The organism is Algoriphagus alkaliphilus, assembly GCF_900103735.1.
Taxonomy (GTDB): Bacteria; Bacteroidota; Bacteroidia; order Cytophagales; family Cyclobacteriaceae; genus Algoriphagus; species Algoriphagus alkaliphilus.
The window spans coordinates 208214-230625 of the sequence record NZ_FMXE01000005.1 but is presented as its reverse complement, the minus strand read 5'-3'; the positions used below and the strand labels follow the sequence as shown (position 1 = coordinate 230625).

The window sequence follows — 22412 nt, the reverse complement described above, 5'->3', positions numbered from 1 at the left end:
AAGTAGGCAGTGGCAGGTTGCAGTAGGCTTTATAGAAGAAAGAGACGAGAGATAAGAAACAAGACAGAGGCAAGAGCCGAGATACAAGAGCTGAGATTTTTGAGAGTCAAATATTTTTTATTAAATCCTTTATTTTCATATACTTTATCGTACTATAAATCAGTCATTAAATTTAAATTTATTGATTAATGAATGATTTATCATTTATTAATCAATTTTTTTCTGTAATTTTTCTTCTGACTTCTTACCTCTTTGGCTGTAGCGAATTGAATCGATTTCTTTGTTTTTTTCACATCTTAATACTTATGGCTTGATACTAGTGTCTTTGCGTATCTCGATTCTTGGCTCTTGTTTCTTGCATCTAGCCTCTAAAATCTAATTTTGATTGATTTTCCATTCATTAAATTGTATATTTGATCATAATGAATGATTTTTAAGTCATGGATATAGCACAGTTATCGGATATGGCGATCCTCAGGATGATTGGGGATTTCATCAAAAAGAAGCGGATGGCCCTCAATAAGACCCAGGATACTCTGGCTGAGGAGGCGAGCATCAGCAGGTCTACCTTAAGTTTGCTTGAGCGGGGAGAGAAGGTTAATCTCATCACGCTGATTCAGGTGCTTCGGGTTTTGGATGAGTTGCAGCTTTTAGAGGCTTTTGAAGTGAGGCAGCAGATCAGTCCGATCGAATACATCAAGCTTCAAAAGAAATACGAGCGTCAGCGGGTCCGCAATACTGATATGGCTGCCGATAATCCTCCCTCCGAATGGTAATTGCAGCTGAGGTCTGGATTTGGGACAAATTGGCTGGAGCAGTGCTTTGGGATGAATCTCAACAATTAGCCAGTTTTGAGTTTGACGGTGATTTTTTGAATTCGGGCTGGGATATTGCGCCGATTACCATGCCTTTGAGTCAGGGTAAGCGTCTTCATTCCTTTCCGGAAATCCGGCGTGGGAGAAGTGATTCTTTTGATACTTTCAAAGGACTTCCTGGACTTTTGGCAGATATGCTTCCTGACAAGTACGGCAATCAACTCATCAATGCCTGGCTGGTGCAGAATGGACGTCCCACGGATAGTCTTAATCCGGTCGAATTGCTTTGTTTTATAGGGAGAAGGGGAGTAGGAGCGCTGGAAATCAAGCCTTCATTACGAACCGAGATGGCAAAGGCGACAGATTTGGAAATTGACAGTCTGGTAGGCATGGCCAATAAAATCCTGAATTCAAGGGAGGATTTTCGAACGGATCTTTCGAAGGAAGAGGAAGCTGCACTGACGGATATTCTTAAAATAGGCACCTCGGCAGGTGGAGCCCGTGCCAAAGCGGTCATCGCTTTTAATCCCAAAACCGGAGAGGTGAAAAGTGGTCAGGTAGAGGCTCCCAAAGGCTTTTCGCACTGGTTGATTAAGTTTGACGGAGTGACGGATACACAGTTTGGGACATCGGCTGGGTATGGTCGGGTGGAAATGGCCTATTACCTGATGGCTCAGGCGGCCGGGATTCAGATGAATGAATGTAGACTCTTGGAGGAAAACGGTCGGGCGCACTTCATGACCAAGCGCTTTGACCGTAGGGATGATGGCGGAAAAATCCACATGCAGAGCCTATGCGGATTGAGGCACTTTGACTTCAATCAAGTAGGAGTCTATAGCTATGAGCAGGTATTTGAGACGATGCGAATGCTACGCTTGCCTTATCCTGATGCGGAGCAGCTTTTTGTGCGGATGGTATTTAATGTCTTGGCCAGAAACTGTGACGATCATACCAAAAACTTTGCATTTCTGATGGATCAAAGTGGTAAATGGAGCTTATCACCGGGCTATGATATTTGCCATGCTTACCGACCTGGAAGTATGTGGGTAAGCGCTCAATCGTTGATGGTGAATGGAAAAAGAGAAGGGATTTCTGATGATGATTTTTTGGAAGTGGCCCGAAAGATGAATATCAAAAAACCACTGGAAAAGATTGAATCTGTCAAAAACCCGATCCGGCTCTGGAGGGAATTTGCCAATCAGGTTGAGGTGGAGGAGAAACTCCGGGATTCAATTCAGGCTACGCTTTTGATTTAGTTTTTATTTCCTAAATCCTGTTGTGAATTTTACTCAATTGAGAGAGACCTGTCAATTTTTAAAAGCCTGACAGGTCGGAAGGCTTCTACATATACCCAGCCACCTTGTACATGGCAATCCCGATCCATTCTTTCACCAATTTATGCCAATAGGTAATCGATTCGGCATCAGGATAGAACAAAGCTGGAATGTCGTATTTGATATCGTGGGAATAGTAATCTGTGGGAAAAGTAGTTGTATTCAAACCAACTTTATCAAAACAACCCTTTGAACGGTACATATGAAAAGCTGAGGTGATCAGGATAAATTTCTGATCGGTTGTGATCCCATTTTTCTCTAAAAACACTTTGGTAAACTGCGCATTTTGGGCCGTGTTTTTTGCCTGATCCTCAATCAAAATATCCGATTCCGGGATTCCGGTCATGAGCAGGAATCGCTTGAGGACTTCCGCTTCGGTTTGGGGATTGACAGGATTGAGTCCTTGCCCACCGGTGATCAGGATTTTCTTGATTTTGCCCATGCGGTAGAGTTGAAGCGCATGGGTGATGCGGTCTGCGCCTTTGTTGAAAAAAGTACGGTCTGTGGCGGTTTTGCTCAGGTTGGTGACTCCGGTGAGGACGATGCCGATTTCATGGTTTTCGATCTGATCAAAAGACTTGAAATCTGGTTCCCAGGCTAACAGAGCTAGATTGGAAAGAAAAGGATTGGTGAAAAAGATTAAAAGACCGATTCCAATCCAAAGGCATCTTTTGCCCCATTTTCTTCGAATAAAAACTGCTCCTCCAATAATCAAGGCCAAGACTATAGTCAGCGGCATGGCCAAAAAACTCAGAAACTGGGAGAAGTAGAAAAACATCGAGATTTGATTTTGGGCAAAGAACGGGGGGAAAGATCAATTTTCAAATTCAATGAGCAATGTTCAATTTTCAATTGATGAATCTTTCCTTGAACATTGAGTTTGATCATTGAAAATTGAACATTTTAATTTCAATCTGATTTCTCATATCAGTCGCATACCCTTATTTTTGTCCATGCCCTCAAATCAGCCTAATCTAGTTCCTCATTTAGAAAAACTTGCCACCCAACTGGATGGAAGTCTTCAATTTGATTCTTTAACAAAGACTCTTTACGCCACCGATGCTTCCGTCTATCGGGAAATGCCTTTGGCGGTAGCTTTTCCCAAGTCGGAAGAAGACATTCAGAAACTGATCCATTTTGCCACTGAACATGGCACTTCCCTGATTCCTCGCACCGCAGGAACTTCCCTTGCCGGGCAATGTGTAGGCAACGGTATCGTGGTCGATGTGTCCAAGCATTTCACCCAAATCCTCGAATTCAACAAGGAAGAGCGCTGGGTTAGGGTGCAGCCGGGCGTGGTGCGGGATGAATTGAACCGCTTCCTGAATCCGCATGGACTATTTTTCAGCCCGATCACTTCCACTGCCAATCGTGCAATGATCGGCGGGATGGTGGGCAACAATTCCTCCGGGACGACTTCGATTGTCTATGGGGTGACTCGGGACAAAGTAATTTCACTCAATACGATACTCAGCGATGGGAACAAGGTCGTTTTTGGGGAAATCTCTCAGGATGAATTTGACCGAAAGTGTGGGCAAAAAGATTTGGAGGGAATGCTTTACCGTCAGGCTTTTGACGAACTCAATGATCCGGAGAATCGGGAAGAGATTCATGCTCAATTTCCAAAGAAATCCATCCATCGCCGAAATACCGGCTATGCGGTGGATGAATTGCTGAAGGCTGAACTTTTCGAAGGGAGGGAAAAATTCAATTTCTGTAAGTTACTGACTGGGTCTGAAGGAACTTTGGCTTTCACCACCGAAATAAAAATCAGCCTCGATCCACTTCCTGATCCGGTGGAAATTGTCGTAGCGGCGCATTTTGTAAGTATCCACGAAAGCATGAAATCCGCCCAAGTCGCGATGAAGCATCCTGCAACTGCTGTAGAACTGATGGATAAAATCATTCTCGACTGCACCAAGGAAAGCATCGAATATTCCAAAAACCGATACTTCGTCGAGGGCGATCCCATGGCGATTCTGATGATCGAGTTCCGCGGCAAAACTTTGGAAGAAGCTATGGCAAAAGGAGAGGCTTTGGTCGCCGACTTAAAAGAAGCAGGCTACGGCTACGCGTATCCCATCATCGAGCCTGCGCGAGTGGCTTCAGCATGGTCTCTTCGAGCAGCTGGCTTGGGTCTTTTGGGAAATATACCGGGCGATCCTAAAGCTGTGGCGTGTATCGAAGACACAGCTGTCGATATCGAGGACTTGGCCGATTACATCGATGAGTTGGATGAAATCCTCAAAGGCTTCAACCAAAATCCGGTGCATTATGCGCACGCCGGTGCAGGAGAAATTCACATGCGACCGATTTTGGATTTGAAGAAGGCCGAAGATGTGGAGGAGTTTTACCAGATTTCTTTGGCTTCAGCCAAGCTGGTGAAAAAATATCAGGGTTCGTTGTCTGGGGAGCATGGAGATGGACGCGTTCGGGCCGCATTTATTCCGCTGATGGTGGGAGAGAAGAATTACGAACTTTTCCGCAGGATCAAGTACAAATGGGATCCAAAAAACATCTTCAATCCCGGCAAAATTGTAGATACCGCCCCGATGAATAAATTTTTGCGGTATGAACCCGAGATGAAAACTCCCGAGCATAAGACTGTTTTTGACTTTTCAGCAGCAGGTGGAATTCTTCGCTTGGCGGAAAAATGTAATGGTTCCGGTGACTGCCGAAAATTACCGGGATCAGGAGGGACGATGTGTCCTTCCTTTATGGCTACCCGAAATGAGCGGGATACGACTCGTGGTCGGGCGAATACCCTGAGGGAATTTCTAACGATGGACAACAAAGAAAATGCCTTTGACCATCCCGAGATCAAGGAAGCCATGGACCTTTGCCTTTCCTGTAAAGGCTGCACGGCCGAGTGTCCATCTAACGTGGACATGTCAAGCATGAAGGCCGAATTCCTGTATCAATACCAAAAGACCAATGGAGTTCCACTTCGATCCAAAGCTTTTGCATACATCAATGAATTGAACGAATTGGGTTCGATTGTTCCGGGGATTGCCAATTTCTTCCTGAAAAATTCCTTCACAGGTGGTCTGATGAAGTCATTTCTGAATGTGGCACCAAGCCGAAATTTGCCTGAAATCAGCTCAATCAGCTTAAGAAAGTGGTACAAAAAGAATTATGCGAGTTTGGAGGGATCAGCCAAGCCCATCAAATCGGTTTATTTCTTCGTGGATGAATTCACCAACCACAATGACACCAAGATTGGCATCAAGGCGATTTCATTGTTGAAAAAGCTGGGTTATGAGGTGAGGGTCGTCGATCATGAAGAAAGTGGTCGATCAGCGCTATCTAAGGGTTTGTTGGAGAAAGCAAAGAAACATGCAGAAGCCAATGTGCGGATTTTTGACAAACTGATCGATGGCAATACGCCATTGATCGGTTTGGAACCTTCGGCCATTCTTGGTTTTCGAGATGAATATCCACGGATTGTCAGAGCGGACTTGGTAGAAGCTGCGAAAAAGCTCAAGTTTCACGTCAAGCTGATCGATGAGTTTTTGGGGCAGGAAGTAGCTGCCGGGAATATCAAAGCAGAATCTTTCACCACTCAACCTCAAAAGATTAAACTTCACGGTCATTGCCATCAGAAGGCTTTGTCCTCGCTGAATTGGACGCAAAAGATACTTTCGCTTCCAGGTAACTACACGGTTGAGACTATTCCAAGCGGTTGCTGTGGGATGGCTGGAAGTTTTGGCTATGAAGCGGAACATTTTGACGTTTCTCAGCAAATCGGGGAGTTGGTTCTGTTTCCAGCTGTGAGAAATGCTGAGGCCGAAACCATTATCGCAGCACCTGGCACTTCTTGCCGTCATCAGATTTCAGATGGTACAGGTCGAAAAGCCAAGCATCCGGTGGAGATTCTTTGGGAAGCGCTTAACCTTTGAGTGCGCCGCGGCGTACTCGAAGGTTTAGATTAAAAATCCTATGGGAAGCCCTCTGAATCCTAAATTTCAAGGAGCTAGTCCGGTTATTAATTCTGACTTGAACTTATTTTATTTTCTCAATTAATTGGAATGGTGTAAGTATTGGAAAGTGTGGTTTGGAATGCTTTAAAAAATCTTTGTCGTTTGTTACGATAGCATCTAATTCTTGTTCGTAGGCAATCTGGTAAAAAATAGCATCCTCAATATCTTCTATTTCCATGTCAAGGGCATCTTTGACGTGAATCTTTTTCCCTTCAAGAAAATTGAAATAAGGCAAAAGGTAGGAAAGTACTTCCTTTGTTTTTGGGTATTTTAAGTATTTCAGAAGGAAATAAGTTGAAGTTTGGATAACTCCGGTAGTCAAGTAACCTCTTATCTTTCCTTCTTGGATACTTATCAAAATTGGATCAAAAAATTGTAGGTCCTTTTCTTTCCTAATAGCTATATCCAAGAATACATTAACAGCAAAGAAGATCTTCATAGCCCCACTTTTTTGCTTTGGCTTTGTAATATTCTTCTTTATAATCGAAGTCTTTTGGGAAATCAAATTTTGGTAGTGATTTCATGTATTCGACCAAGGTCATACCATTTGGAAGAGTCGGTCTTGGCTTAATCAAAGTTTCAAAATGCTCCTGAACCAAATTTGATACGCTTGTTTCACGTTCCTCCGCATAAAGTTTGATTTTTTCAAGCAGGTTTTCTTCGATGGTTATGCTAAGCTTCTTTTTCATAAATACGCATGAATACTCAAGTATACGTATAAATGATTTTTAACTATATAAAAGGCTGTTTTTCTGTTTATTAACGTCTTAGATTCGTTCTGCAGGTTTTTTAGGAATTGAAAACCTGAGACGCTGTTATGGGGTTCGTAATCTTCCATTTCGGATTTTAAATTCTACGAATCGTCCTCGGAATTGAAAATTCCGAGAAGCGGAGAATTCCGGTTTGTGAGGACACAAACCGGGGCGTTGGCTCGAGAATTCAACAATTAACCGATTCAACAATTCAACGAAACCTAACTCGGATCCACATCCACAATCCACCTCACAGATCGGAACTCAGGTTGAGAATGAAGCTCTTCGAGGATTTTGGCTAGGCTTTCCTTAAATACGGATTGGGTATTTCCGCTTCGATCCAGTTTGATCAGGCTCTCAAACTGATATTGATTTTTGATTCGGGCAATAATTCCTTTTTCAGGGCCGAGGACGATTTTTTTCACTCCGATATTCGCCATCTCCCGATGAAGGGCATGGGCGGCTTTTTCGGAAACTTTGAAGTCCGAATGCCTCGTAGTGATTTTTACCAATTTGACATAAGGAGGATAATAAAACTTCTTGCGGTCAACCATTTCCTGACGGAAAAACTCGAAATAATCGCCCTTGATTACTTTCTCATATAAATCATTGTCAGGATTCCTGCTTTGGATAATCACCTGACCCTGCACTTCTCTTCGCCCTGCCCGCCCAGCAACCTGAGTGATCTGCTGATATGCCCGCTCGCCGGATCGGAAATCCGGAAAATTCAAAATCCGATCCCCATCCCAGATTCCTACCACAGTTACTTTTCCAAAATCCAAGCCCTTGGTGATCATCTGAGTACCCACCAAAATATCAATCTGCCCAGCTCCAAACTCATCCAACAAACGCTGATACCCATATTTATTCCGGGTCGTGTCAAGATCCATTCTTCCCATTCGTGCTTCGGGGAAAAGCAAACTCAGCGACTCCTCAATCCGCTCCGTACCCATCCCCATGGTAGTCAATTGCGTACTTCCACATGCAGGACAGGATTGAGGTACTTTTTCCTTGTATCCGCAGTAGTGGCAGCGCATCTCCTCAGCAAACTGATGATAGGTCAAACTCACATCGCATTGCACGCATTGCCCAGTCCAGCCGCAGTCTTCGCACTGAATGTAAGGGGAGTAGCCGCGTCGATTTTGGAAGATCAAAACCTGCTCTTGCTTGTCCAAAGCTGCTTGGATTTTTTCCCGCATCATTCGGGTAGAATCCAATTTCAGCAGGTTTTTCTTTCGGTCTCCTGCTAAATCAGCCAAATGATACTGTGGCATCGTGGCATCTCCAAAGCGATGTGTGATTTCCACATATCCGAATTTGCCTTGATTTGCATTGAAAAAGGATTCGAAAGACGGAGTCGCCGAGCCTAAAAGTGTTTTCGCTTGATGAAAATAGGCCAGCATCGTCGCCGCGTCCCGGGCATGAAACCTCGGGGCAGGATCAAATTGCTTGTAGCTGGGTTCATGCTCCTCATCGATGATAATCATCCCGAGACTGTCGAAAGGAAGGAAAATTGAAGAACGCACACCAACCACAAATGAAAATCTTCCGCTCAGTACACCATTCCAAACCTCGACTCGTTCGTTGTCGGAATACTTGGAATGATAAACACCCATTTGTGAACCAAATACTTTTTTCAGCCTGCTGACAATCTGTGTGGTGAGCGCGATTTCAGGTAAAAGTAAAAGCACCTGGGAACCGCTGTCCATCACCTCACGGATGAGTTGGATGTAGATCTCGGTCTTGCCGCTTCCCGTCACGCCATGCAATAGAACTGTTTGCTTGTTTTCAAAATGTGTTTTGATCTCTTCGAAAGCTGCCTGCTGTGTGGTCGAAAGTTGTGCAGGTTCTTTTTCGGGTTCCTCCTCTGGAAGCCGATTTACCACAACTTTAAAGGATTCAAAAATTCCGTTTTTGATCAGAGTTTTAAGAGAGCTTTCAGAATCACCTTCTTCTAAAAGCCTGGCTTTATCGACGCCTTTTTCATTCAAAGTTGGTTTTTGGAAAACAGGAATGTCGCGCAAGTATTTCAGAAGAATGGATTCCTGCTTGGGTTTGCCCTGAACTCCCTCAAAAACAGCCTCCAGAGCAGTTTTATTTGAAGCAATGTCGCCGGTTAACCGAATTCTTGTCTCGACTTTTGGCGTGTATTTTTCCAAAACTTTCTCATACACCAAAATGGCTTCTTTGGCGACAAGACTTTTCAGAATCGGGTGAATGGTCTTTACACCAAGGATCTTTTCGCAGTCTTCGTAGCTGATTTCTTCGGTTTTTTCCAAAGCTTCGAGGATCTTTTCTTCTCGGAAATCCAAAGGATATTTGCTCTCTTCCCGATCAAAATTTGGGTTGAGCTGTATCTTACTTTCACTCGAAAGCCGCAATCCTGAAGGAACGGCAGCATGCATCACTTCACCGATATGGCAGCAATAATACTCCGCCATCCAAACCCAAAAGCGGATTTGGAGGGGATTGACGCTGGGTTCGATGTCGAGGACATCTAAAATCGGCTTGGCTTCGTAGGCCTGAGGAGGCTTGTTGTGCACCTTGCCGATGATGCCAGTCAGGACTTTCTTCTTTCCAAACTGTACCATCACCCTCGATCCGATCTGAATCTGGGATTTTAGATTTGTCGGAATTTTATAGGTGAACATCCTCGGAATCGGGACGGGCAGGATGATATCGGCGAAATTATTCCCGCTGTCTTTCCCTAAAAATTCATGATCTCCAAACAGGCTTTCCACCAAATCAGGCTAAATATGGTAATTGAGATGCTGCTTCTTCCAAGGTACTCACCGGTTTTCGGCAGGCGTGATCGAAGCAAACATAAATTAAAGCATTTCCACTTGAATCGGGCGTTTTACCTTGCAGTATTGGGGCAGTTTGTGTCGGAGATTCTGACCATCCAACAATTAAATTCGGAAAATAGGCCGATTGAATTTCTCTGGCTTCCAGTTCCGCACCTTTTCCCACGATTCCGATTTCGGCAGTCGGTACCAAGCTTTCCAAATAGAAATGTGCCCAATTGCAAAGAAAACCAGGTTCTTTGATGATCAACTCTTTCATGCCACCAAGCATTTTGGAGGAGATTTCCGAATATTTTTCTTGATAAGTGAAAAGTGAAAGCCGATGAAGGTTTCTGGCCATGATCGAGTTGGAGGCAGGAATTACATTGTCAAAAAGTTCCTTTTTGTTGGCAATGAGTTTTTCAGCTTTAGGATTATTGAAAAAGAAAAAGCCATCACTTTCATCGTAAAATTCTGTGATGCAGAAGTCAGTCAATTGCTGGGCAAAGTCCAGCCATTCAGACTTTCCACTCGCCTCAAATCCCATCAAGCTTGCCCGAATCACAGCTGCATAATCCTCCAAAAATGCCGGTGTATAAGGCTGTCCATTCTTGTAGGAGCGATGCAAAATTCCGTCAATCATCATCTTTTCCCTAATGAAGTTGAGGTTTTTCATGGCCAATTCCAGCATTCGCTTTTCACCGGTTGCGTAAAATGCCTGGACTAATCCGGCAGACATCAGCCCGTTCCAACCTGCCAAAACTTTATCATCTTTACCGGGATAAATCCGTTGATTTCGGACTTGGAGGAGTTGAGCTTTGACTTGTTTCAGCTTTTCCAAAAGGGCTTCTTCAGTCATTCCAAATTCTGCTGCAACTTCGCCATAAGACCGAGTTTGGAACAGAATATTTACTTCCTCTTCCCAGTTTCCATTGGGTTTAAGGTTGTAGAGTTTACTCAGCCAAGGCATCTCATTCGGTACGATTTTCGTCAATTCCGAATAAGTCCAGGTATAAAATTTCCCCTCGACACCCTCGCTGTCGGCATCCTGAGCAGCATGGAAGCCACCCTCTTCCTGAAGCATTTCCGCTTGCAGCCAATTGACGGTTTCTTGGACTTTTTCCAGAAAAAAGGAATCCTTACTGACCTGATAGGCTTTTGCGTAAAGTTCTAACAGCTGTCCGTTGTCATAGAGCATCTTTTCAAAGTGCGGTGCAAACCATTCTCCATCGACAGAATAGCGCGCAAATCCTCCCCGAAGTTGATCGTAGATTCCGCCCATTCCTATTTTTCCAAGGGTGAAAAACACCTTTTCCTGCAAGTTTTCATTTTTGCTGAGCAAGGCATAATCCAGCAAAAAATCCCAAATAGCAGGCATCGGAAACTTAGGGATTCGATTCATTCCGCCCCATTCGGGATCAAATTGGGTGCTGAGTTTGGTGACGATTTCTACTAAATCATCCGCATCCAAATCTGCATTTCCAGCTGAAATCCCGTATTTGTCTGTTTCTTTCCGATTCAGACTTCGTCCAAATCCCTCGGCACTTTCTGCCAACTGATCGGCATGCTTGGTGTAGGCGTCCGCAATGTTTGAAAGGAGTTGTTTCCACTTCAGATTTTGGAAATAGGTGCCGCCATAAAACGGTTTTTGATTGGGCATCAAGAATACATTCAGCGGCCAACCTCCCTGAAGTCCCATCGCCTGCACAGCATCCATATAGATGTTGTCGATATCAGGTCGCTCTTCCCGGTCGATCTTGATGCAAACAAAGTGGGCATTCATCAGGTCGGCAGTGACTTGATCTTCGAAACTTTCCCGCTCCATCACATGGCACCAATGGCAGGCAGAGTAGCCAATCGATACAATGATCGGTTTGTTTTCCAACTCAGCTTTTTTGAGTGCTTCCGGTCCCCAAGGAAACCAATCTACAGGATTATGGGCGTGCTGAAGGAGGTAGGGGGATTGGGAATGTTGGAGACGGTTAGTGGCCATTGGAAAATTGGAAGATTGCAAAATTGGAAAATTATCCTCCAAGGGTTTCGAATCCCTTGCAGGGTTAGGTTAAATTTATCAATAGCAAAGGACTATATATCCCCTAGAGGGTTAGTGAAATTCATTAATCCTTCGAGGGGAAAAGAACTCTTGGAGAATTTGCGAAATGAATGAACCCTCCAAGGGACTTAGAGCCCTTGGAGGGTTTGTTTAGTTAACTCTAGCTCCCTTGAAAAATCAAATTCGCCGTTCAATCGTTCCAGTTTTCCCAATAAGTTTTGAAGGAATTTTTGATGGGAAGCACTTTCTGGATTGAAAGGTCGATGGGCGAGTTCGAGTTGGACTTTCTGAATTTCAGCAACTTTGGATTGGGTTTCCGCTGAGAAAATCGTGCTTTTCCACTTCTCCCAGATGTAGTTTTCGGCTTCTTCTGTCGGGTGAATCCGGTCGGTTTTATAGAAGCGATAATCCCGCAGTTCATCCATCATAATTTCATAGGCCGGAAAATAGCTTACTGTCTCCATTCTACGCTCCAAATTGGCACAAAGAACCCGAAGCATGCTTTTGCTCAGTTGATTTTCGGGGATTCCGTCTTTGATATGCCGAACGGGACTTACCGTCAGGATTATTTTCAGATTGGGATAGACTCTGGAAAAATTATCCAGGACATGCCAAAGACCCATTTCCATGTCTTCAAGTTTGGAAAGTGATTTTGTGAACAGTTTCTGAGGCTGCTTGTGACAATTGGCCACTCTTCCGAAGGATTCATGCTCGTAAATCCAAGCTGTTCCCAAAGTTAGAATGAGGTGGGTTCCTTCTTCAAGGTAGGTTTTGGTCAGCTTTAGTTGATGATCGTATTTTTCTTTCAGTTCCAGCGCGGTCTTACCCACCACATTAGAATGGGTGGAATAATGGAGAAAAAGCCCTTCCATTTCCAAGATTCCTTCTTCGTCTAAGGGATCATTGAAAAGCGCATGATCCAGCAGATCAGATAGATTTAGCGGATGAAATAGGGTACCGAATGGATTGACCAAAACATCGAATTTGGCATCGAGCATCTTTTGACCAATGGTCTGTGCAAAACAAGAACCCATGCACAGGATTTTTGATTTGTGTGATATTGGATGAGCTAAAGGAGGGATTTCAAAAGTAGTAAACCAGTTCATGGCCTGAAGTTAAGGATTCCAAAAAGTTGATTTCCGATTTTTTTTTAAAGGTTCCCACAGATTCCCACAGAAAAGGACACAGATTTAAACAGATTTTTTAATAGGTTTTAAAGCTCTTTTTGCAGAAATGTAGATTTGATGAATGATTATCAGCTTCTTTTCCAGTCGATTAATTTAACCAATAAAACTAAACTCAAATTCTAAAATTATGGATCTCTTCGCCTTCACGCCGTGGCGTGGTCGCCTGTGCTGAGCGTAGTCGAAGCATCTGTCTCCAGGCTTCCGGCCAATCCATAGAGATATTTGCACCGAGAAAAATGGCTTTCATCTAAATTATCCCTGGTTTTTTTAATTAAAGTTTATTTATATTCTTTTAGCTTCACTTACCCTAATAATGGCAGGATTGAGTTCCAGTTGAAATGTGCTGTGGACTGTCGACAGTCGTCTGTTGACGTGTATCCGCATTATAAATACCCCAAATCTAATTCACATGCATCAGTGCGGATACAAAAAATAAAGTTTGTGTTGCGTGTGATTTTTTAAGCGAAGCAAAGACTAATTGATCAAAAGCTAATACATGAACCGCGAGGACGAATTCATTTATCTCATCCAACAAAATCAGGGCTTGATCTACAAGATCACTACTATCTATACGCGCGATAGGGAAGAGCAGAAGGATTTGTATCAGGAGATTGTCTACCAAACTTGGAAGTCATTTGATCAGTTCAAAAAAGCCTCCAAGCCCAGTACCTGGCTTTATCGAGTTGGGATGAATACGGCAATCACGAATCTCAACCGGTCCAAAAAAAGGGTGACTGCAGTACCCATGGAAGGATTGGAATTGGATTTTGCAGAGGATTTGGATTCTGGATTAGAAGAGCGGCTCAAAGTCCTCTATGCCGAAATCCGAAAGTTGGGACTGCTGGACAGGGGGATTGTTTTCCTTTTTCTCGAAGGAAAAAGCCACGATGAAATCGCCGAAATCGTCGGAATCAGCAGTAGTAACGTCGGCACGCGACTCTCGCGGATCAAGGATAAGCTTAGAAAAGGAGTTCAAACCTACTAAATCAACAAAAAATGGAACTCGATGAAATGAAAACCCTCTGGGAAGACCTCAGCGGAAAAGTAGAAAATCAGGAAAAAATCAGAAAAGAAGAACTCATGAAAATGACTAAAAAACAATACCAAAGTCGCTTAAATAGCATTTATTTCCCCGAGATCTTCGGTAGTATAGTATGTTTTGTGTACGCCGGTTACTTTATTTCCAAAATTGAAGAACTCGAATTGCCCATCAATCAGGTTTTGGCAATTTTCAATACAACAGTGATGATCATTTTACCGATTATCAGTCTGTGGACATTGGCAAGATTGAGTAGGTGGAAAATTACCGATGAAAGTCCATCGATTTTAGTTGAAAAATTCAAAAAGGACAAAGTCTTTTTCTGGAAGTTTCAACGCTTCAATTTGCTGCTTTCTGGTCTTTTTGCAATCAGTATTTTACCTCCTTTGGCAGAATTGCTTGGTAAAAAAGATTTGATTCTCGAACCGACATTTTGGTTGGCTTACGTGCCATTGGGGCTAATTGCCATCTATGTTTTTGGAAGAATAACGATAAAAAAATACAAGCGATCACTCGAGGAAGCGCAACAACTGATTGAGGGGATTGCCTGACTCAGACCTGCCAAGTTTTTAAAACCTGGCAGGTCTTTTTTTTGGTAAGTCTAAGCTTTCGGAAGTGGATATTTTTCCTTCATGAAGTCATAAGACTTTTTGATCAGATCACGCAGAACTCCCTCATTCAGGTCAGAAAGCTTGTTGAAGTAGATGCAGGAAGCTCCGGTTTTGTGTTTGCCGAGATTAGCCATGAGTTCCTCAAATTTCGTCTCCATACAGCCAAGCAGGTAAAGTGAAATAGCGGCCTTTCGTGGAGCAAAACCAGCGATGAGAAACTCACCTTTTCTTCCGCTTTCGTAGTGGTAGTGGTACTTTCCAAATCCCACGATCGATTCTCCCCACATCACGGCTTTCTCACCGGTAACATCTTCCAAGATTTTTTTCAGGGAAAAAGAATCTGCCCGCTTTTGAGGATGTTCGGTGCTGTTGAGGAAATCATCCACTGAAGCGTCGGTTGGTTGGGTTTTGTTTTCTGCCATGATTAAAGTTCGTAAAGTTCAATCGGTAAATCATCCGGATCAGCGAAAAAAGTGAAGCGCTTAACGGTATGTTCGTCTACTCGAATGGGTTCAGGGTTAATTCCTGATTTGACCAAAAAGGTGATAGATTCTTCGATACTTCCCACTTCAAATGCCAAATGTCTGAGTCCGCAGGCTTCGGGTCTTGAAACCCGCTTTGGAGGATTGGGAAATGAGAAAAGCTCGATCAAGTAATTCCCGTTCAGTTCTAGATTCAATTTGTAGGACTTCCGCTCAGCTCGGTAAACTTCCTGAATGATGCTGAAACCCAACACTTCAGTATAGAATCTCTTGGATCGCACATAATCTGAGCAGATGATGGCGATGTGGTGAAGGGATTTGAGGTGTAGCATATTTTCGTCAACTGTCGACAGTCCACTGACCACAGCTGTTGACCGTGGTCTGATGACCGTTGACCAAAATTAATCCATCAAATGCTTTTTCAGGAAATCCGCCGTGGCCTGATGCACGCGAACCATGTTGCTCCATTTCATCCAGTGATGCGTATCTCCGGGGATAAAAATCGATTCATACGATTTGTTCATTTCCTCAAATCTCCGGATCAGATCGGTGGTTTGGCTCACGTTGACATTGCGGTCATCGTCGGAATGAATGAATAACACAGGGCTGGCCCAAGTGTCCAAATCAGCCATCGGCGATGACTTCCATGCGATCTCCTTGGCTTTTTCATAATCAGGAGCGACCTCATAGCCGTCAGGTAATTCATAACGGCTATCCAGATCATGAACGCCATGAATGTCCACGCCGACTTTGAAAAGTTTGGAGTCCCGCGCCAGGGCCAAGGCGGTTAAATATCCTCCATAGCTGCCTCCGTAGATTCCGATTTTCTCCGGATTCACCTGAGGCAAAGCAGCCAGAAATTCTCCTCCTGCTTTGATGTCCTGATATTCGACAGCTCCCTGATAGTAGCCATAGGCGGGTCGGTGAAATTCATAGCCGTAGCCGATACCCAATCGGTAATTGATCGAGAGCACCACAAAACCCAGTTCTGCCAAATACTGATTCAGGGCATAGGCATTGGAGTAGTAATCCATGTAGCTCCAACCCAACAGCATCTGCCGCTGCGGACCTCCGTGGACAAATACGACTCCGGGCTTTTTGGCAGCGCCACCGTTCTTTTCGAAAAGTTGGCCATAGACTGTCGTGCCGTCGGGAGCGGTGAATTTCACCTGCTTTGGAGTGACTAATTTGGCCTGTGGAAAGTCTGAGGGAATTGTGGATTCTTGAAGGAGTTTGTAAGTACTGCCTGTTTTAATGGCAACCAAGTGGGAACGTTGTGGAGTAGCTGAAAAAAAGGCCATTTTGCCTTCTTTTCCGATATTAACTGGATAAGCTTCAATGCCGTTTCCTGATGTTTCCCAATTCAATTTTTTGGAAACCAAATCGACCGAACCAATATGCCGTCGATCCAGATCTTGGTTGTGAGGCCCTGAATTGGCTGAGAAAACCACTTTTTTCCGATCCGAACTTATTTTCACCTGCTCCACCATGAAGTCGCCAGGAGTCAGGATTTGCGTTTTTCCCGAAAGGATATCCAAAGAATAGAGATGTTGCCAGCCGTCTTCATAGGATTGAAAGACTAATTCCGAGTTGCCGGAAAAGTCGAAAAATCCGGGTGAAAAGGAGCCTCGAAGCGTTTCAGGAGCTTTCCAAAGTTTCTTTTCTTCACCGGTTTCCACGTTTGCAACCCAGATTTCCCAAGGAATGTGCCGGGGTTCAAGCAATGGAAAAGCTGCGCCCTGACCTCCTCGGGTACGGATAAATGCGACCTGCTTTCCGTCAGGAGACCATTTTGGATTGGAATCCCGGTGGAAGGAAGCTGCCAAAAACTGAATTGGCGTTTGTTCATCTCTGTAAATTCCCAATAGTTGATGTCCGCCTCGGTTGACGGTAAATGCCAATTGCTTTCCGTCAGGGGAAAATACAGCTGAGTTAACATTACCCTTGATCTGAAATAGTTGTACAGATTTTTCTTCACCATCCAAATCAGCTTTCCATACTTGACCACCTTTCAGATAGACCAATTGATGGGGAAAGCCCAAAGAAATATCATCTCCTTCGGTCAGAATTTCGGCTTTTTTGGATTCCAGATTGATTTTCCAGATTTCGACTTTTGGAAGTTGGGGGAGGTTTTGGGCATTGACCGTGGAAGAGTAATTTCCTCCTCCGTGATCTCCACCTCGCACAAATACCAGCCATTTTCCGTCAGGAGAAAATTGCAAACTGCTGATTTCCTGACCGTCGTCCTCATGGAATTGGGTAAGTTTTTCTGGGGAAAAATCAGGTCCTTTTGCCCAATAGACGTTCCGATTTCCCTGTTCATTCATTGCCCATGCAATTGCCTCCTCTGTCGGTGAGGAGACGAGTTCTGAGGGGAAACTGAATTTCCCTACCTGCTCCATGGTGAAGGTTTGGGCGAAGAGGGATTGGGAGAAAAGGAGGAAAGCGACCAGAAACAGAGGGAATCGTATCATAGAGATTATTCAAGGTCTAGTAGTTTTTCTAATTCAGCTGCCAACTGTTTTTTATCTGGTAGAAAGAGTTGGTATTTACTTACAAAAAGTTGATTACTAATGTTTTCAGTCGCGTACTCAACCAAGATTTGGTCTTTATAAGCCCCAAGTACGATTCCAATGGGAGGATTGTCACCTTCAGTATTTTCTTCTTTTCGGAAGTAATTCAGGTAAAGGTTCATTTGCCCCACATCCTGATGATCGATTTCCCCTCGCTTCAAATCGATCAAAACAAAGCACTTGAGAATGCGATGGTAAAAAACCAGGTCAACAAAAAAGTGCCTGCCTGCTAGACTGATTCTATATTGTCGACCAATAAATGCAAAACCTTTACCGAGTTCGAGGAGAAAATTCTGAAGGTTTTGAATGAGTTTAGACTCAAGTTCGCCTTCAGAATAGGACATGGAATTTGGTATTCCAAGAAACTCAAAAACAAAAGGATCTTTGATGATATCTGATGGAAGTTGGATTTCAGCACCTTTTTCTGAAAGAGAAAGAATGGTTTGCTTATCCTTGCTGACTGCGATTCGGTGAAAAAGCATGCTCTTCATTTGACGTTTCAACTCCCTTACGCTCCAATTTTCCTTTTCACATTGTTTGATGTAGAAACCTATCTCTAGGTCATGATCCGACTTAATTATTTCTACATAGTGGCTCCAATTCAATTGTCCAGACAGTGTCTGGATTTTTGGAAATTTCAGATAAAATTGTCTGATCTGAAATAAATTTGACCTACTGAAACCCTTCCCAAACTCCATTGAAAGATCTCTCGAAAGACGATCTAGCAACTCAGACCCATACTCAGCTTTGTCTTTGCCATTCTGTTCAAATTCAACAATATGCCTTCCGATTTGCCAGTAAGTTTGAACTAGGATTGCATTGATGGCTCTACCTGCTTGCTCTCGGCCTAAGAGGAGTAGTTCCGAGATTTGCGATTTTAGGCCTAAATATGAAGTGTTATTATTCTCGATTTTCATCTGCTAATATTTATCATGGATAAAATAAAGCATCTTCTGAAGTTCATTTTTCAGGTCATTGGAAGGAATTTGATAATTATTCATCATGCAGGAGAAATGAAGAATCTTGCCGCTTTTGGTGATCAGATATCCGCTTAGCGAAGTGGCCATGCTGAGGCTACCGGTTTTGGCATAGATATATGGAGCTTGACCTTCGTCGGCTTTGTACCAATTCCGGATTGTTCCTGATTCTCCGCCTGCCGGGAAATAAGCTTTGATCTTCTCCAAGGGCACTTCTTCACGGATTTTACCCAAAAGCGAAATGATAGATCTGGGGGTAAACATGTTTCTCGCAGAAAGCCCCGAGCCGTCATACCAAATCACTTCATCCGGCAAATCCTGTAACAGATTTTCCTTTGCGTATTCGATGGCATCTGCTATGCTTAGGGTGTTGTTCAATTGATCAGAGACCAGTAGCATTAATTGCTCGGCGAGAAAATTGTCGCTGATTTTCATCATTTGGGAATAGATGCTGTCAGCAGGAGCTGTTTGGAGTTTTTGGGGTTCAAGCCCAAAGTAGGAGGGATTTTGGATTAGAGTAACCGGTTTTCCTAATTCCTCAGACAACATCATCCTGACTAACTCTCCAGAAGTGATAAAGGGAATGTCCGTTTGAATTGCCTCAGTGGACTCATAGCTAATTTGATAGCTGAAAAGGTTTGAAAAACGATCTCTTCTAAACTGATATCCTTGCCAGTTTTTAGTTTCCTGACCTGAAAGAAAGGTCCTGAAACGCTCTGGTATTACAGCAATTCGTTGCGCTTCTTTCTCTTTCTCAAAGCGAACCACGTTTCCATAAATAGGAAATGCCGACCGCTCAGTAGCATAGTAGGCATTGTACCAATCCCATGACCACCCCGAACCAAAAGCTGAAACTTGATTAAAGTTATCCAGCAGATAAAGGTCTTTTTTCGAGTTTTTTAAAAACTCCAAGACCTTGTCATTTTTCAAATCCGGATGCAGAAAACTCGGATCTCCAGTTCCCCAGAAAATCAGGGAATCACCCCGCTCCAGATAATTCAAGCCATTGACCAATCCGTCTCCCAAAATGGAATAGGCAGTGTAAAATGTAAAAAGTTTGGTATTGGATGCTGGGATGAAATACTTTGCAGAATTAATCTCTACCAGCGGTTTTTCCTTCTCCGGATCAACGAGCATGAAGCCGAAGTGACCTTTGTCAAACACTTCTGATTTTTTCAGCGAAGAATTGATTTTTTGAACCGTGCAGGAGGAAAGGGCGATTAGTAGACCAAAGAGTATTTTCTTCATGAACGGAAGTTAATTGTTCCCACAGATAATCACAGATAAATGCACGGATTTTCACAGATTGACCCATTTCTTAAATTTAGAATCCTTGGTCTTAATTGGAATCTGCAAGCGTTCAGACCTGTCAGGTTTTCAAAACCTGACAGGTCTTTTATTTCGAAAAATAAAAAAAACCGCCCCTGAAGCTCAGAGACGGTTTAGCATTTTGGTTGATTGGTTAAATTATCTCGTAATTGTGATAGTCTCAGTTTCGACTTTTTTGCCATCCACGATTTTGATTTCTTTTTTCACTTCTTTTTTCACGGCATTCTCAACCACCGGGCTATGGGTTCCTTCGGAAATGTGGGGAGCAATAACAAGGGCGACGATTGACATCAATTTGATCAGGATGTTCATAGATGGACCTGAAGTATCTTTGAATGGATCACCTACGGTGTCACCAGTCACCGAAGCCTTGTGTGGTTCTGACTTTTTGTAATACATCTCACCGTTGATTTCCACGCCTTTTTCAAATGACTTCTTGGCATTATCCCAAGCACCACCGGCGTTGGATTGGAAAATTCCCATCAACACACCCGAAACTGTCACACCTGCAAGTGTGCCACCCAATACTTCCGGGCCAAATGCAAAGCCAATGATGATTGGGGAAAGCAATGCGATTGCTCCCGGGGCGATCATTTCACGAATTGATGCTTTGGTGGAAATCTCCACGCATTTTTCGTATTCTGGCTTTGCCTTGTATTCCATGATTCCCGGAATCTCCCGGAATTGTCTTCTCACCTCATTCACCATGTCCATCGCAGCACGGCCTACCGCCGCAATACAAAGGGAGGAGAAAATAAACGGAATCATGCCTCCGACAAAGAGTCCGGCGAGTACAGGGGCTTTGTAGATGTCAATTGCATCGATTTTTGCAATTCCGACGAAAGCAGCAAACAATGCCAAAGAAGTCAAAGCAGCAGAAGCAATGGCAAAGCCTTTTCCTGTAGCTGCTGTGGTATTTCCCACTGCATCCAAGATATCCGTACGTCCACGGACTTCCTCTGGAAGCTGGCTCATTTCGGCAATACCACCGGCATTATCGGCAATTGGGCCAAAGGCATCAATTGCCAATTGCATGGCAGTAGTAGCCATCATACCTGCTGCGGCGATTGCCACACCATATAATCCTGCAAATTCATAAGCCCCATAGATACCACCTGCCAAAACAAGAATTGGAAGAACGGTAGATTCCATACCCACTGCCAAGCCACCGATGATATTGGTTGCGTGACCGGTTCCTGACTGCTTGATGATTGATAAAACTGGGCGCTTGCCCATGGCAGTATAATACTCGGTGATGATAGACATCAATGTACCGACTACCAATCCCAAAATGATTGCATAGAATACGTCCATGTTGGTGAATTCATAGCCCCGGATGGAAAGTGTTTCAGGAAGCATGTAATTCACCACGAAGAAAGAGGCTATACCAGTAAATACGATAGAAGACCAGTTACCCATGTTCAGGGCTTTTTGCACGTCGCCTTTTTCATCTTTGATGGTGACGAAAGCCATTCCCATGATGGAAAAAACGATACCTAAACCAGCCAAAACCATAGGTAGGAGAATTGGAGCTATTCCTCCAAAAGCATCCAAAGAAACAATCTCACGGCCAAGAACCATTGTAGCAAGAATTGTAGCTACATACGAACCGAACAAATCTGCACCCATTCCGGCAACGTCACCTACGTTGTCACCCACGTTATCTGCGATTGTGGCAGGGTTTCTTACATCATCTTCAGGGATTCCTGCTTCCACTTTTCCTACCAAGTCAGCTCCGACATCGGCAGCCTTAGTATAGATACCTCCGCCCACACGGGCAAAAAGGGCGATTGACTCAGCACCAAGTGAGAATCCGGCCAACACTTCCAGGACTTTTTCCATTTCCAGACCGTTGACTCCGGCACCTGTACTGACCACAAATACTTGATAGAGGACGATAAACAAGGATCCCATTCCCAAAACTGCCAATCCGGCAACTCCAAGTCCCATCACTGAGCCGCCTGTAAAGGACACTTTAAGCGCATGCTTCAAACTGGTTCGTGCGGCTTGTGTAGTTCTCACATTGGCTTTGGTTGCGATTTTCATTCCGATATAGCCTGCAAAAGCAGAAAGGAATGCGCCAATGATGAAGGAAATGGTGATCGTAGGATGTGAGGTCTCCACCAGCATCCCTGACCAGCCTAATACTATAGCAGCAATAACTGCGAAATACGAAAGCACTTTCCACTCCGCTCTCAAAAACGCCATTGCTCCGTCAGCTATGTAGCCGGCAAGCTCGACCATGTTTTTGTCTCCGGTGTCTTGTTTGACTACCCAAGCAGATTTGATGGCCATGACAATCAGGCCAACTACCCCAAGTGCGGGGATCATATAAATCAACGCTTCTTCCATATTATCTTTTGATTCGATTTGGGTTTTTGAAAATTAATTGGGCAAATATAGAATTAATCCAATACCAGCCAACTGGATTGGGAGATTGGAGATTTGGCGGATTTTTGAAATCAAACAGAGGTTGCGTAGTTGTTTGAAATTCAGT

Annotated in this window: 17 protein-coding genes; 5 read left to right on the top strand and 12 right to left on the bottom strand. The window is 43.8% G+C overall.

Annotated elements, in window-relative coordinates; all coding sequences use genetic code 11:
* The first annotated feature begins 440 nt into the window (after nt 1-440).
* On the top strand, nt 441-776 hold the full coding sequence (locus tag BLQ81_RS04695) for a helix-turn-helix domain-containing protein (protein ID WP_092728783.1): 336 nt from the start codon (nt 441-443) through the stop codon (nt 774-776).
* Nucleotides 770-2071, top strand: a complete 1302-nt coding sequence (locus BLQ81_RS04690) for a type II toxin-antitoxin system HipA family toxin (RefSeq protein ID WP_092728782.1) — start codon at nt 770-772, stop codon at nt 2069-2071. The genes BLQ81_RS04695 and BLQ81_RS04690 overlap by 7 nt, the downstream gene beginning before the upstream one ends.
* Before the next feature lie 85 nt (nt 2072-2156).
* Here BLQ81_RS04690 and BLQ81_RS04685 read toward each other — a convergent pair whose 3' ends face one another.
* Nucleotides 2157-2927, bottom strand: coding sequence for a YdcF family protein (locus BLQ81_RS04685; RefSeq protein WP_092728781.1), 771 nt, complete (start codon nt 2925-2927; stop codon nt 2157-2159).
* A gap of 175 nt (nt 2928-3102) precedes the next feature.
* Between BLQ81_RS04685 and BLQ81_RS04680 the strand changes: the two genes are divergently transcribed.
* Nucleotides 3103-6048, top strand: coding sequence for an FAD-binding and (Fe-S)-binding domain-containing protein (locus BLQ81_RS04680; protein WP_092728780.1), 2946 nt, complete (start codon nt 3103-3105; stop codon nt 6046-6048).
* Between the two features lie 103 nt (nt 6049-6151).
* Here the strand turns inward: BLQ81_RS04680 and BLQ81_RS04675 are convergent, their stop codons facing one another.
* From BLQ81_RS04675 to BLQ81_RS04655, 5 genes are all read right to left on the bottom strand, one after another.
* A complete protein-coding gene (locus BLQ81_RS04675) occupies nt 6152-6568 on the bottom strand; it encodes a type II toxin-antitoxin system VapC family toxin (RefSeq protein ID WP_092728779.1) in 417 nt (138 codons plus the stop codon).
* Nucleotides 6546-6818 (bottom strand): DUF6364 family protein, encoded by a 273-nt coding sequence (locus BLQ81_RS04670; RefSeq protein WP_092728778.1) that lies wholly within the window; start codon nt 6816-6818, stop codon nt 6546-6548. Before BLQ81_RS04670 ends, BLQ81_RS04675 begins: the two co-directional genes overlap by 23 nt.
* A 284-nt stretch (nt 6819-7102) precedes the next feature.
* Complete coding sequence (gene priA, locus BLQ81_RS04665) at nt 7103-9622, bottom strand: replication restart helicase PriA (protein WP_092728809.1); 2520 nt, start codon at nt 9620-9622, stop codon at nt 7103-7105.
* 4 nt (nt 9623-9626) lie between these two features.
* Nucleotides 9627-11657, bottom strand: a complete 2031-nt coding sequence (locus BLQ81_RS04660) for a thioredoxin domain-containing protein (RefSeq protein ID WP_092728808.1) — start codon at nt 11655-11657, stop codon at nt 9627-9629.
* A 188-nt stretch (nt 11658-11845) separates the two neighbouring features.
* Nucleotides 11846-12823 (bottom strand): GSCFA domain-containing protein, encoded by a 978-nt coding sequence (locus BLQ81_RS04655; RefSeq protein ID WP_092728777.1) that lies wholly within the window; start codon nt 12821-12823, stop codon nt 11846-11848.
* A gap of 577 nt (nt 12824-13400) precedes the next feature.
* Between BLQ81_RS04655 and BLQ81_RS04650 the strand changes: the two genes are divergently transcribed.
* Nucleotides 13401-13889, top strand: a complete 489-nt coding sequence (locus tag BLQ81_RS04650; RefSeq protein ID WP_092728776.1) for an RNA polymerase sigma factor — start codon at nt 13401-13403, stop codon at nt 13887-13889.
* Between the two features lie 11 nt (nt 13890-13900).
* On the top strand, nt 13901-14494 hold the full coding sequence (locus BLQ81_RS04645; protein ID WP_092728775.1) for a hypothetical protein: 594 nt from the start codon (nt 13901-13903) through the stop codon (nt 14492-14494).
* 50 nt (nt 14495-14544) lie between these two features.
* Here BLQ81_RS04645 and BLQ81_RS04640 read toward each other — a convergent pair whose 3' ends face one another.
* The 6 genes from BLQ81_RS04640 to BLQ81_RS04615 all read right to left on the bottom strand — a co-directional run bounded on the left by BLQ81_RS04640 (nt 14545) and on the right by BLQ81_RS04615 (nt 22267).
* Complete coding sequence (locus BLQ81_RS04640; protein ID WP_092728774.1) at nt 14545-14976, bottom strand: DUF1801 domain-containing protein; 432 nt, start codon at nt 14974-14976, stop codon at nt 14545-14547.
* Between the two features lie 2 nt (nt 14977-14978).
* Nucleotides 14979-15368, bottom strand: a complete 390-nt coding sequence (gene gloA2, locus BLQ81_RS04635) for an SMU1112c/YaeR family gloxylase I-like metalloprotein (protein WP_092728807.1) — start codon at nt 15366-15368, stop codon at nt 14979-14981.
* A gap of 69 nt (nt 15369-15437) precedes the next feature.
* Nucleotides 15438-17510 carry a S9 family peptidase gene (locus tag BLQ81_RS04630; protein ID WP_092728773.1) on the bottom strand — a complete coding sequence of 691 codons (2073 nt, stop codon included), beginning with the start codon at nt 17508-17510 and terminating at the stop codon, nt 15438-15440.
* Between the two features lie 5 nt (nt 17511-17515).
* Nucleotides 17516-18526, bottom strand: a complete 1011-nt coding sequence (locus tag BLQ81_RS04625; RefSeq protein WP_175454171.1) for a PDDEXK nuclease domain-containing protein — start codon at nt 18524-18526, stop codon at nt 17516-17518.
* Nucleotides 18527-18529: 3 nt separating this feature from the next.
* The gene (locus BLQ81_RS04620; RefSeq protein ID WP_092728772.1) at nt 18530-19834 is read right to left on the bottom strand and encodes a D-alanyl-D-alanine carboxypeptidase; all 1305 of its coding nucleotides are present in this window, start codon (nt 19832-19834) and stop codon (nt 18530-18532) included.
* Between the two features lie 219 nt (nt 19835-20053).
* Nucleotides 20054-22267, bottom strand: a complete 2214-nt coding sequence (locus BLQ81_RS04615; RefSeq protein ID WP_092728771.1) for a sodium-translocating pyrophosphatase — start codon at nt 22265-22267, stop codon at nt 20054-20056.
* Between the last annotated feature and the right edge of the window lie 145 nt (nt 22268-22412).